The 12470-nt window shown below is 55.7% G+C and carries 17 protein-coding genes; all 17 read left to right on the top strand.

All coding sequences use genetic code 11. From position 1 onward, the window contains the following. On the top strand, positions 1-322 hold a 322-nt coding region (locus G485_RS29130; RefSeq protein WP_156922349.1), incomplete at its 5' end, for a transposase. Between the two features lie 77 nt (positions 323-399). Then, positions 400-789, top strand: a complete 390-nt coding sequence (locus tag G485_RS0113590; RefSeq protein ID WP_027093004.1) for a hypothetical protein — start codon at positions 400-402, stop codon at positions 787-789. A 334-nt stretch (positions 790-1123) separates the two neighbouring features. Next, positions 1124-1408, top strand: coding sequence for a stage V sporulation protein S (locus G485_RS0113585; RefSeq protein WP_051318266.1), 285 nt, complete (start codon positions 1124-1126; stop codon positions 1406-1408). Between the two features lie 75 nt (positions 1409-1483). Next, positions 1484-1714 (top strand): hypothetical protein, encoded by a 231-nt coding sequence (locus G485_RS0113580; protein ID WP_027093002.1) that lies wholly within the window; start codon positions 1484-1486, stop codon positions 1712-1714. Between the two features lie 3 nt (positions 1715-1717). Further along, positions 1718-2590 carry an HNH endonuclease signature motif containing protein gene (locus G485_RS28430; protein WP_027093001.1) on the top strand — a complete coding sequence of 291 codons (873 nt, stop codon included), beginning with the start codon at positions 1718-1720 and terminating at the stop codon, positions 2588-2590. Beyond that, positions 2562-3107, top strand: coding sequence for an HD-GYP domain-containing protein (locus G485_RS26455; RefSeq protein WP_169732322.1), 546 nt, complete (start codon positions 2562-2564; stop codon positions 3105-3107). The genes G485_RS28430 and G485_RS26455 overlap by 29 nt, the downstream gene beginning before the upstream one ends. After that, on the top strand, positions 3104-3562 hold the full coding sequence (locus G485_RS26450) for a metal-dependent hydrolase (RefSeq protein ID WP_051318264.1): 459 nt from the start codon (positions 3104-3106) through the stop codon (positions 3560-3562). Before G485_RS26455 ends, G485_RS26450 begins: the two co-directional genes overlap by 4 nt. Before the next feature lie 13 nt (positions 3563-3575). Next, positions 3576-3956: a hypothetical protein gene (locus G485_RS0113560; RefSeq protein WP_027093000.1), complete on the top strand. Its 381-nt coding sequence runs from the start codon at positions 3576-3578 to the stop codon at positions 3954-3956. Positions 3957-3965: 9 nt separating this feature from the next. Then, a complete protein-coding gene (locus tag G485_RS0113555; RefSeq protein WP_027092999.1) occupies positions 3966-4301 on the top strand; it encodes a hypothetical protein in 336 nt (111 codons plus the stop codon). Positions 4302-4304: 3 nt separating this feature from the next. After that, entirely contained in the window at positions 4305-5078 is a 774-nt protein-coding gene (locus G485_RS0113550; protein ID WP_027092998.1) for a hypothetical protein, read from the top strand. Continuing rightward, complete coding sequence (locus G485_RS31640; protein ID WP_476695853.1) at positions 5071-5226, top strand: DUF8096 family protein; 156 nt, start codon at positions 5071-5073, stop codon at positions 5224-5226. Before G485_RS0113550 ends, G485_RS31640 begins: the two co-directional genes overlap by 8 nt. Before the next feature lie 15 nt (positions 5227-5241). Continuing rightward, a complete protein-coding gene (locus G485_RS26445) occupies positions 5242-7197 on the top strand; it encodes a VirB4 family type IV secretion system protein (RefSeq protein ID WP_240489147.1) in 1956 nt (651 codons plus the stop codon). A 1-nt stretch (position 7198) separates the two neighbouring features. Beyond that, a complete protein-coding gene (locus G485_RS0113535) occupies positions 7199-8929 on the top strand; it encodes a hypothetical protein (protein ID WP_027092997.1) in 1731 nt (576 codons plus the stop codon). Between the two features lie 15 nt (positions 8930-8944). Continuing rightward, positions 8945-10207, top strand: coding sequence for a M23 family metallopeptidase (locus G485_RS28425; protein ID WP_051318262.1), 1263 nt, complete (start codon positions 8945-8947; stop codon positions 10205-10207). Then, positions 10204-10641, top strand: coding sequence for a PX domain-containing protein (locus G485_RS0113525; protein ID WP_156922347.1), 438 nt, complete (start codon positions 10204-10206; stop codon positions 10639-10641). The genes G485_RS28425 and G485_RS0113525 overlap by 4 nt, the downstream gene beginning before the upstream one ends. Beyond that, positions 10616-11755: a hypothetical protein gene (locus G485_RS0113520; RefSeq protein ID WP_156922345.1), complete on the top strand. Its 1140-nt coding sequence runs from the start codon at positions 10616-10618 to the stop codon at positions 11753-11755. The genes G485_RS0113525 and G485_RS0113520 overlap by 26 nt, the downstream gene beginning before the upstream one ends. Continuing rightward, the gene (locus tag G485_RS0113515) at positions 11752-12417 is read left to right on the top strand and encodes an SAF domain-containing protein (RefSeq protein WP_027092994.1); all 666 of its coding nucleotides are present in this window, start codon (positions 11752-11754) and stop codon (positions 12415-12417) included. The genes G485_RS0113520 and G485_RS0113515 overlap by 4 nt, the downstream gene beginning before the upstream one ends. Positions 12418-12470: the final 53 nt, after the last annotated feature.

Here is a 12470-nt window from a genome sequence, read left to right as displayed (position 1 = left end):
CGAGAACCGGAACTTCTGCAAGCAGCATGGCATCCGGCTCAGCGGCCCGGCTTTGGGAAGACCACCGAAGGACGGTCCGACTCGCGAACAGCAAAATCAGGACAAACGGGATGCCGGTGAACGAAATGCCATCGAAGGCAAATTCGGAGAAGGCAAGCGCAAGTACGGGCTTGGCCGTATTCGAGCGCGTCTCGCGCAGACCAGCCTGTCCGCCATCACGCTGCAACTGCTGGTGATGAACCTGGAGCGCAGGCTCCGCGTTCTTTTTTGCCTTATTTTCGCCTTCCTGTTCCGCCGTCGCCCTGCCCTGAATTTCTGCTAAACAATCGTTCAGCAAGCCCTATATATTCCGGCGGCGTGCGAAGCGCACGCGCATGCGCCGGAAAAGGGGACAGGATCATGATCTATTTTGCCAATGACGACCATAAACGAAACTTCGGGAGACTGATCGAAAGATTCCCGAAAGCATACTCCAACGGCGAGTACCTGTCGGCGTGTTATCTGGCGGCGTATCCGGAAATCTGCAAATGCTTCGTGCTTGATGAACAGGAACACGGACCGTTTGATTGGTTTATCAGTTCCGACGAAACGGCTGCAGATGAAACGGCGGCATTGACCGGACAAACCTGGCGGCTGGCCGAGCTCGCGGTCAACCTTTGGAACGGCCGGCCGGTAAATCTGGCGGAGGGAATCGATGTTTGGGACGAAGTCATCTTCCAGACGGCCTTGCAAGCCATTTGGTTGCGCCGGTCGCCGTCGCTTGTTTTCACGTCGGATGAAGCGGTCTGAAGCGAAGGGAAATCATGCAGTGCATGAGGGGCTGGAAGGAGGGAAGCCGAAGGTGAAACAGATTCCTGACCATCGCCCGCCCAACAGATGCGTACGCTGCGGCCGACCGATTAAGCAAGGGACAATCGGCCCAGTATGCCTCCGAATGAAAAACAGAGAAATATTAACCGAAACGCGCGCGATGGGGTACGACGGGAAAATGACGAAAGACGGAGTGCAGATACTTATTGCATTAGATTAGCCTCTGCTTGATGGCAGGGGCTTTTCTTTTTTCACAAAAGGTGGAGGGGCCCTCTCTCCATACATCACACATCCATCATAGGAGGAATGAAACATGGCAACAGTGCAAACGAAAGAAAAAATCCCTTCAGTCTTGCGGGTGTCGGCCAAGTCCAAGCCGAACGCCGTCGCAGGCGCGCTCGTCGCCGCGATGCGCGAGCATTCCGTGGTCGAGCTTCATGCAGTCGGTGCGGCTGCAACGAATCAAGCCGCCAAGGCCGTGGCGATTGCCCGGGGGTTTTTCGCCCGGGAAGGCGGGAATCTTACGTGCACACCGGCTTTCACCGAAGTTCAGATCGACGGTGAAGCCAAGACGGGAATAAAGCTGATCGTCAGCTGATTCCAATGCGGCACACGTCATCTCGGCGTGTGCTTTTCTTTTTTTTTTATAGAACGGGTGAAGGGAGGGGATGGTGTGGTAGAGAAGCTGGAAGAGCTGCTCGGACGAAAGCTCAGCTCGAAAGAACGGAGATATGCGGAGTGGATCGAGGGGTGGGATCGGGAGACGATCTCGGTTTTCATCAGCCTTTTCAATGAACTGCATGCGGCAGGGTTGGTGCGCGGGCTGACGGGAAGAGCCGGCGGGAAAATGGTGGGAGAACGCGGATGGGTGCCGCTGAACGAAACCATTGCAAGCGGGGTGTAAGGCGTGCAATCACTGCAAAAGCCCGGGCGTATCCAGAGTCGGGAAACGATTCAGCAAATTCGGAAGGAAGCGGAACACCGTTGTCAGTATGAGGATCCGGTAACCGGCGAAATCTGCGATCATCCGGCGGAGGGCGAACCGCACCATATCAAGACGCGCGGCGCAGGCGGGAGCGACGTCCGGGAAAACCTGATCCAACTATGCGGAGAGCATCACCGGCTGGCGCAAGACGGCAAAATTGACCGCAACGAACTGATTCGCATTGTTGCAAAACGTGAAGGGAAGACGTCGGAGGAAATTGCGGCAATTATACAATTACCCTACCGGGAGCCGGAGCCTCCAGCTTCCCAGCCCCCAAAGCTTGAAGATTTGATACAGGCATACATCCAGGTGGATGAGCAGGAACAAGAGAGCAGGTTCGTCAAAGGACAACTATTGGACGCCATGCTGGCCGCAGGTGCAACGCAAAAATATTTGTCGCAGGAGCTCGGCGTCAGCCCGTCGCAAATTCGGGAACTGGTGCATGTGTATCGCACGTTTTCCGATCCGGTAAGCCGCGTCCCGACGCTCAGTTGGTACCATCACCGGGTGGCAGCAAGATCCAGCGATCCGGCGAAATTCATCGCACTTGCGGCGGATCAGTCCCTTAGCATTCGTAATCTGCGAAAGGAAATTCTGGTCAGTGAGGGATCCGGTCATTTGGCTGAACAGGATGAAGCGGAAGAACGGAAAAAGGCAGAAAAGTGCCTGACCGCTGTCCGTGAGATCCTGATCGCGGGTGGGCCGGTTGCGGAATGGCTGACGCAGGAGTTGAAAAATCTTTTGAATGGAGTTGACGCCTCTGATTTTGAAAAACATTTTGAGCGCGCTGGATGACGGCGGACACTCGGAAAGAGTAAGCCAATTGGTCCACGCCTTGGCGAGTGAAATCGGTTTGGATCCAGGCACAAGCGTCCTTTTCGCCCTGGCAAGCCGCTATCACGACATCGGGAAGCTGATGATTCCAAAACGCTTGCTGGATAGCGTCCAGCCCATGACGGAAGGCGAAAGGAAAATCATTCAGAAACATATCGCCTATGGGTTAGACCTCATGGGCAAGTACCGAAATGAGGAAGCGGATGTTGCGCGAACGATCATCACCACGCATCACGAGCATTGGGATGGAAACGGATATCCCAAGGGGCTGAGGGGCGAGGAAATCCCGCTGTGCGGGCGGATCACCGCCGTTTGCGACGTATATGACGCGCTGACATCGGACAGGCCATACCGGTCTGCCTGGCCGACAGATATGGCCGTTCAATACATTCGGCAGCGCTCGGGTATGCAGTTCGATCCGAATCTGGTGGAGCCGTTTCTTCGCGTCGTGATGCAGCCGGCGGGTGGCGGCGTATGAACGGCGCATCGCATCTCATCGGCGGCGTGACGGCGGGTGTTCTTCTTGGGCATCATCATCCGGCGGAACTGGCCATCATCGCGGTGGCGTCGCTTCTGCCGGACATCGACCGTCCGAATTCCCTGCTCGGACGTTTCATCCCGGTCCTTCCAGCCCTTCTGGAACGGTCGCCGGGGAAGCGGACGCTCACGCATTCGTTGTGCCTGGGTGGCCTCTTGGGGTGGGCAGTATACGCGTCAGCGGGCCCGCCGTATGCAGCGACATTCGCGGTCGGTTTTCTTTCGCATATCGTGTTGGATTTGTTTACGGGCCGGGTGGCGCTGTTTTGGCCGCTTCCGGCACGGTTTGGTCTTTCGCTTGGAGTACCGCCGGTATTCATCGAGGCCGGCGCGCTGGCGGCATGGGGCGTGTGGCTGGCGTTGGGCGGTTACCGGTATTTTATAAATCTCTTATAAGGGGGATGGGCAAATGAAAAGAGCTTTGGGTTTCCTTGTCTTATTGTCGATACTCGTTGGGTCGTTTGCTGCCAATGTGTCCGCCGAAACGATCATGGACCGGATTCGGCAGAATCAAGGGGGCGGCAGCGGATTGACGACTTTGGAGAAGCAGGTCGATCAATCCACCACCACGTTTGTTGAAACTGCGCGCCGGATATCTGTGACCTTGACGGTTATTTTTGGATTGTGGCTGGGCATCACCTATTTGCGCGGCGGTTTTTCGCCGGATACGCTGAGAGACACGAAGGGGAGGATCGGTTTCTTCATCCTGTTCCTGGTTTTGTCCTTCTGGACAGAGCAAATTCTTGGATTTGTATTTAATCTGTTCGGCATTGATCTATCCAAATTGTGAGGGGCGGACATGGGCGAATACCATCCGATACCTTACCAGTCCAGGATCAAGGAGAAGTTTATTTCGCTCTTTGGAATTGGGCTGTCGCTCAGCCAGGCAATTTGGTGGGCGATTGGCGGGCTCTTGTCTTACCAGATGTCGAAGGTCGTCCCCCGGCTTGGAACCGACTGGTTTTATTCGCGGCTTCATTACGCGATTCCGTTTGCCGTTTGTGTGTTCCTTTGCCATACCAAACATGGGCCGACGGGACTTCCGGTCTGGAAGTATGTGCTGGATATCGTGCGTTTGAGGATGAGGCAGCGTAAGTTTCTGTACCGGAGACTGTCCATCCCCAAGGAGGATTGAAGCGTGTTTTACATCTTTCTGGCGGCCGTCGTTCTGGTGGCCGTCCTGCTTTTTGCCAAAAAAACAAAAGCGAGAACGACCCAGGATGTCATCGGTGACACGGAGATCACTCAGGACGGCCTGATTCGGTCGGGCAACACATACCGGCTTGTCATTGAAGTCGAGCCAAAGAATCTGGAAACTGCATCGGCAACGGAGCAAAAAAGCTTATGGGTCAACTTTTTGTCCATGGCAAACACCATTAATATCCCGTACACGCTGCTTGTGCAATCTCGGCTCTTTGAAATGAAAGATTACGCGGACGATCTGACCAAACGGATTTCAAATTCGGACATGCCGGCGGAGCTAAAGGAATCCGGAGAACAGGTTCTTGAACATCTTCGATTGTCCACCGAAGAGGCGCAAATCCGGGATATTTCAGGGTACGTGATCTTGCAATACGACCCTGTTGCCGCGTCACAAACAACCAATGTACAAACGGGCGTCCGTCAGCTGGACTCCTTGATCGGAAAAAGCAAAAGCAAGATGACTGACGCCGAAAAAGCGGATTTAGCCAGACAAATCCTGACCGATGCCGCAGAGATCGTGTTCAGCTTCTGCGAACAGGCAGGGATGCGGTACCAACTGCTCAGCCGCGCCGGGGTGCTCAACGCAACATATCAACTCCTGCAGCGCGATATGGCGCCGCAGGCCCGCATGATCGACGCGATTCATGCGGACGCGTTCCGCCCGATCAAACGCTCCCTGACTGCCGATGAGGTGATGGAACATGGCTAAATGGGCGTCCATCGCGAAGAGCCAGACGAGGCAAGCGGAACAGGTACCCGGTCGGTGCAAATGCGGCAAATCCATGTTTCGTCTGAAATACCGGGAAGGCAAACTGATCCGGATATGCAGATCGTGTGGCGCGGAACAGGTGATATGAAAGGGATGGGATATGATGTGGAAGAAAATCAAGAGCGAAAAGCCGCACACGCGTGCGTATCCGGGCAAAGCGAGCGGTGTGGACTTCGCCGCGCCGTCCTTGATTAAGGAAATGCTGCCGGGTGACAAAACGCAAGGCGAGAAAGTCACGGACTATGCGGTGGAAGTCGGCGGAACCATCACGCCTGCCCGGTATTTCCGGTCTTTTTTCGCGGAAATCATGAGCGGCAATACGTGGGCGGGGATGCTGGATTCCCTGATTGACGGAAAGTACGGTAGTGGAGATGTGGATCTCGCAATTCACGTTCAGCCCTCAAGCAATGACAAAGAGCTGGATGCTATCGGCAGACGGATTGCGGGTTTGCTTAGTGATTTGGCGGACGAGAAGGACGTACGAAAAATTGACGCCATGCGGGATGAGATCGCGGACTTAAAAGAACGCCAGAAACGTATCCGGCTCAACGTTGAGCGCAGCTTTCGCGTCGCCATCCAGGTCATTGCAAGCGCACCGGAATACAAGAGCCTGGTTCAATTGTGCCGTTCGCTCGTTCAGCGGTTTGCCGGAAAGTCAATCTTTTTGCGCGCGGCGGACGGCCGGCAACTTGAAGCCTTGCAGGCGATACTGCCGACCGCGCCGGCGGTCCGGATTCAAAAGGAGCGTTTCTTTTCCCTTGAATCGTCGAATGTGGCCGATCTGTTCCCGTTCGGCGGCGGCAGCCTGTCACATCGAAGCGGCGTTGTGATCGGGAAGGACCGGTTTGGCCGACCGGTATGGCTGGACAACTGGCATCCCGATCTGTCGAACTACCATATGTGCATCATCGGGCGGTCGGGGGCCGGGAAGACGTTCACGATCATGCTCATCATCCACCGCTCAGCCCTCTATGGCCGAAAGGTCGGGGTCATCGACTGGAAGGGCGAGTACGGGGACTTCCTTGCGGCCATCGGTTGTCCGTATCTGGAATTGCATGAACGCTCCAAACATCGCATCAATCCGTACGATGTGGAGATCACCGAACTTTCGGACGGGACGCGGTATGTGGACCTGGAAGAGGCCGCGAACTCGGTGCAGGCCGTCGTCTTCAAAATGATTCGCGTTTACGATGCGGCCGCGCTGACCGGTGAAGTGAAAGTGTTCATCGGCAACGCGATCCGGGAGCAGTACCGTGAGCTTGGCATCACGGAGGACCCGGAGAGCCTGTACGAATTTGGCGGCGCGCCGGAAGACGGACGTTTTGCGGTCGGCAGGCGGCGCAAGAAGATGCCGGAACTCGTCGGGCTGCAAAAGCGAATGGCCACTGCTGAAAGTGAGGCGGTCCGCAAGGCGGCTGAAATGCTGAAGCCGTTTACGCGCGCCGGGAATATGCCGTCCTACGCGATTTTCGATGGGCAGTCGAATGTGGAACTGGGAAGCGCGCCGGTTTTCGGTTTCGCCATCAACCGTTTGGACCCGGAAATCATGCGGCCGATCGGACTTTTCATCGCAACGCACTGGATGATGGAGCGCTGGGCCAAACGAAATCCGCAGGCTCAAAAACTGCTCGTCATCGAGGAATGCCAGAACATCTTCAATGACGAAGATGTCGGAGCCGTTTGGGCGGAGGCGGCTTACCGGGAAGGGCGCAGCACCAACACCGGCGTTTGTGCAGTCACGCAAGGGCTTGAAGTTTTTACGCGTAGCCATGCGGGAATGGCCGCGATCAAGAATAGTCCAATTAAACTGATCGGCATCCAGGAGCCGCTGGACATCGACGCGGTGCAGGGGAAACTGGCGCTGACCGAAGGCGAGGCGCATTTCCTGATCCATCAGGCGCGAAAAGGAGACATGGTCGTTAAGGTCGACGACCAATCGGTCATTGTGCGTATCGACGCCTCTCCTTTTGAACACATGCTCTTTACGAGCGACCCGAACGATCCCCGGTACGCCGAGCGGAAGAAATACATCCGGGACCGGATGCAGGGAGCGGATTAAGATGCGCCGGATCATCATTTTTGTCCTAGCGCTTTGCTTTGTTTTTCCCGCCAGTGTCGCTGCAGAAGATTCGGCAAATGGCGTTTTGGGGGATCAAATTGAGAAGCAGACCGATAAACCCGGTCTGGCGGAACGCATGGTGGCGGAACTGTTCATCAGCCCGGTGAACTGGTTTTTGAAAACGCTCGGCATGCAGGACCCGGTGATACTCGTTTTTCAAAAAAATCCCGCCGCGTCTTCGGACGACGCTTTTCTTCAAGGGAATTGCGCCGGAAAAGAGGAATGCGCGAGTGACCTTACGCTGGGCGTGTTCGAAACGGGGATCTCGGACGCGATCGACGCGCTGTACGGTGTGTTTGAGCATTTCGTGCCGTTTCCTTTGGTGATCGCGCTCCTTCTGATCGGCATGCTCGCTTTGTTTAAGGGCGTGTCCGTGGAAGGCAGAAGCCGGGTCAAGGATTATGCGGCCGCGTTTGTGGTTGCACTGCTTTCCCTAAAGTTTGGATATTATCTTTGGTCTTTCACGGCTGGCATAGTCAAATTTTTCACCGATCTCATCTGGGCGGCGCTTGTGGACTTTGGCGTTCAGCCCGATCTTTTCCTATACATGCTCTGGGGTAACGGCGCCGGATACGATCATGCGGTTTCCGTCAAAAGTTTGGGTGTGGCGCTGATCGTGGTTGCAGCGGCTCTGATGATCGTTATCCTGAATTATCAGTATATCGTCCGCAAAATCATGCTCATGGTGCTCATTGTTTTGTTTCCAGTCACATGTGTCTTGACGGTGTTTCCCAGGTTTCGTCACTCATTGCAAATCTGGTGGGAAGAATTCATCTCCAACATGATCCTTCCGGCAGCCCACGCGCTTGCGCTCGGGCTGTTCTTTTTGATGCTTCGCTTCTTTAACGCAGGCATGTCGCTTTGGGTCATCATCGTTTACTTCTTCGCCTTGCCGATGATCGCGAACATGGTGCGAAAGCTGGTGGGGGCGCAGGAGAGCGGCGGCGGCATATGGGGGAATATCGCAGGGTTTGCCGGCCTTGCCGGTATTTCATCGGTTGCAAAAATGCTAAGGCCGCGGAACTCGTCCGGCAATCCCGGAAGAATGGAATTCGGTTCGAAGGCAGACGTTCATTCTCCAACGACCGAAGGGGGAGCGGCGGTTTCGTCGACCGCCGGACAGGCGATGCCCGGAGAAAAAACATTGCCGAAGGCATCGCCGATCTGGCGGAATATGGCTGCAAAAGCGGCGTCTTACGGCGGAAGAGTTGCGGGATTTGGAATCAGGACGGCCGGGGCGATGGCCGGTTTTACGGCAGGCACCATGACCGGCTTTCCGGTGGCCGGAACGATGATCGGCGGTGCAGCCGCCGGCGCGGCAGGACGGGCGATCGGAAAGAGCGCGGTTTGGACCGCGAAAAAAGCCGCGCCATTCGTGAGCAAAAGCGCTCAGAGCGTTTCCCGCCATATCCATACGGCGTTGGAGAAACTGCCCGACATGCCGACAAGGGATGCTCCAACGCCGCAAGTCAAAGGTCCTGACGCCCATTTTCCTGCGGGATACCGGCCCGCGGGCGAAGAGTTCTGGTCATCGGCGGACCTTAAAAAACGGCACAGCCGCGATTACATCGTAGGTTTGCAAAACACCGGCAAACTGGACCGGCACAACGAATTGGAACAAACATTCTCTCAGAGGAAAAAGCAGTCAATTATCCGGGACTATTATGTATGACGGGGAGAGGAGAGGATGCGCGGTTGGATAAGTAAGGCAATCGTGAAAGCCGGTCGCTCCATACTCAAAACGATTCTCATAAAGACATCTCCGATTTGGGGAACACTTCTCGCGATGTTTGCGGTTGCCTGGATATGTTATTACATGATCTTTGAGGCGCCAAAACAGGCGATCCGGGGCTTATTCACTGGAAATGATCGTGAATCGGCATTTGAGTATGGCCGCGGCGATCCGGATAGAGAAATTTTTGAAAAGTATCGAACTGTGGCTGCTCAGTGGAATGCAGGGCTGACGCCGGAACAACAGACCCAGGTCGATAGTTTCGCCCTGGACTGGGAGTGGCTGGCGGCGGTGGACCGGACGCTTGGCGATCCCCAGCAGGCAGGCATTCGGGATGCAAAGGAACTGAAACTGGACCCTGAGGCGACGTTTGAACTGGTTCGTCCGAAGTTCGAGTGGAAGGAGGCCGAGAAGGAAATCGATCAGCAGTCATGCGTCCAGATCAAACAGAAGGACGAAAAGGGAGATGAAATGACCCGGTACGAGATTCAGTCCTCCACCACCCGCCAGCCCCAAATCCTCTTAAAGCAAGCGCAAACGATGCAAGGGGTCTATGTATACAGCTACCGGACAAAAACGAGCGTGACGAAATCCCCGTCCGCCTGCGGCGAACTTGCGACGACCGAAACCTACCAGGCGCTATCCGGTATCACGGCGGTTGAAAACGAATGGCAGCCGCTCAAACAGATTTTGCGCGATCACGGTTTCCCGGAGGAAAAAGATCAGGATTTTCTTCTGGAATACTGGCTGTCGTTTCTCGCGGACCCCGACGGAAGCGAATACGATCCTCTTCCCGAAGATTGGGAGCCCATCGAGTCCGAGCTGCTTTGGCCGTTGCCGGAAAAGGGCAGGGTATCGTCGCAATTCGGCGTGCGGATTCACCCCATCACCGGCGAAAGGAAAATGCACAATGGAGTGGATGTTGCCGTTCCGAAGGGAACCGAAGTATACGCGGCGGAGGATGGAAAGGTGATTCATGCGGGATTTTTGGGAACCGCCGGGCTGGCAGTCATCATCGATCATGGCGGTTTGGAAACACGATACTTTCATCTAAGTTCAGTAAAAGTCGATCAAGGTCAGACCGTCAGGCGAGGGGATCTGATCGGTTTGGTCGGAGCAACCGGGGAGGCCACCGGACCGCACCTGCACTTTGAGACGCGGGTCGGCGGGGAACCGGTCGATCCGTTGTCATTTTTCGGGGGAGGGACGAAGGAGTGAGAAAGCGCTCAGTCCTGTGTTTCATCATGTTGCTGGTCGCATTTGTTTTCGCAACGCCTGCAATGGCGGCAGAACCCGGCGAGGCTGCAAACGGCCATTCAACCCTGGATCGAATTGAAAACGAAGCGGGCCAGTTCAATCCGGAGTCGGTCGGCAAGCGGATGGAAAGCAAAGCGCAAGAGCTCATGGAACTTGCCAAGTCGGGCAGCTCCTTGTATGGCTCAGCGGCTCTCGTCGTATTTTTGGGATTGCTGGTGGGCGGGCTTGTTTTCAGACGGCTGATCCGGCTGGCGTTTTATTTTCTGGGGGTTGCTGTTGTCGGGTATCTCATCTTGAATTTCTGGCCGGAAATCAGGGGTGCGATCATGGCTTTCATCGAATGGCTGTTCAAAGAAGGAGGCAGTTTAGATGCAACGGATACACCTGGTGTTTGATTCGACAACCGGAAGGGAATTGTCTTCGGCGCTCCAGGAACGCGGGTATGTGGTTTCAGGTATGGATGCCACGCTCGAACAGTTCCGAATCGCGGCCGAGGCTGGACAAGTGGAAGCCGGTCTGGCTGTCGTTGACGCGACTGCCGGAGTCGTAAACAAGCAGGACAGCGTGCATTATCTGCGGGATATTCGGGGATTTGTTCCGGATACGCGCCTGATCGTCCTTTTGCCGGTTTCGGCGGACAGGGAATGGATTCGAGCTCTTGGACATATAGGCATATACGATGTCTATGCCGTCGAGCGGTTTTCGGTTGAGGACGTGCTGACCTGGATACAGCGGCGCAAAACCATCGCCGATATGCCGGGGGACGCAGAGATACCGGCCGGGAAAATTAAACCTTCCGGGGTCCGTTTATCCTCCAGTCCGGCCAAAGAACGCGTCATTGTGGAAGAACGGATCGTCGGGTCCGTGGCCATCGCCGTGGGCGGCGCGGGTCCAAGATCCGGCTCGACTCACCTTGCGCTTTCGATGGCCGTTTGGCTGGCGAAAGAAGGGCACGCGGCGGCGGTTGTGGAATGTCGGGGGGAATCGCTTGCGGCGCTTCGGACGGACGTTCCTGCGGCGGCGCCGGGAGGGTTCCGGTGGCTTGGGACGGATGTGTTTACGGCGCTCGGAGAGCCATGGTTGCCGATTTTATCTGCCGGGTATCAGTACGTTGTGCTGGATTTCGGCAATTTGACGGCGGTCGGAGCGGCGGACGAGGCGGAATTCATGCGCTGTCCGCTGCGGTTTCTGGTTACCGGCGTAAGCGCCTGGGACTTACCGAGGACGTTTACGGCGATGGGCAATTGGAAGGAGAAGTACGTAGCCCAGGAATGGAATGTCGCGCTCAACTTTGCGGATGAAATGAAGTTCCGGGAGGTCGCAGAATCACTGCTGCCACGCGAACGGAAAGCGCTGAAGCTGAAGTTCTGGCGCGTTCCGTTTTGCTGCGACCCCTCGCAGCCGCCGGATTATCGGGATTGGCTGGAGCCGGTGCTGCCCCGGAAGAAAGAACGGTTCTCTGTTCGGGACTTTTTATACCACGAAAAGCGGAGGCGATACGCTGAATGAGTGCGAAGACGAGACTATGGATTTCCGGTGCTGTTTTCGTTCTGGGCCTTGCGGCGTTGGTAACGTTCAATTGGTATTTGAAACCTGTCTGGCAGTCTGAACCGGTGGCGAGGCTGATTAACCCCGTCCAGAAAAACGAGGTTATTACAGAGCAGGACGTTGCGCTTGTACGGGTTTCAAAAGATGCACTTCCCGAACGGGCGATCCGCGATCTTCGGGAGATCGTCGGAAAAAAGGCGAACGCGGATTTGCCGGCCGGACTTGTGCTTGCGCCGGAGCTGGTCGACGTGGACGATCTGAACCCGGGATCGGGAGAAGCGATTTTTCCGATTCCAAAAGAAGTTCTGTTTGCGGTAAACAGTTCTCTTCGCGCGAAAGATACGGTTCATATTTACCTGTACCGCGATGCTGCCCAAAGCCGGACCGAAGAAGTGCCATCCGAACCGGCGGGAGAACCTTTCCTTCGGGATGTGAGGGTGGTCGCCGCCAGAAATGATTCGGGAAATATGGTGCAGGACACCGAGAACGGGAACACCAACGACCGGATCACATCGACCGACCGGATCGGTCATGTGGAACTGCTTTTGAAAGAAGAAGAGGTAAACGCGCTTCGGAAAAAAATCGAGCAAGGTTTTAAACTCTGGCTGGTCCGGGTTTCGTGACGGGGGGGGGGTGAGAGCGTGAAAATTTACGCAGTCGGACTGGACCCGATTTG

This window comes from Cohnella thermotolerans DSM 17683 (genome assembly GCF_000429825.1).
Lineage (GTDB): Bacteria > Bacillota > Bacilli > Paenibacillales > Paenibacillaceae > Cohnella > Cohnella thermotolerans.
This window is presented reverse-complemented; position numbering and strand designations above follow the sequence as displayed.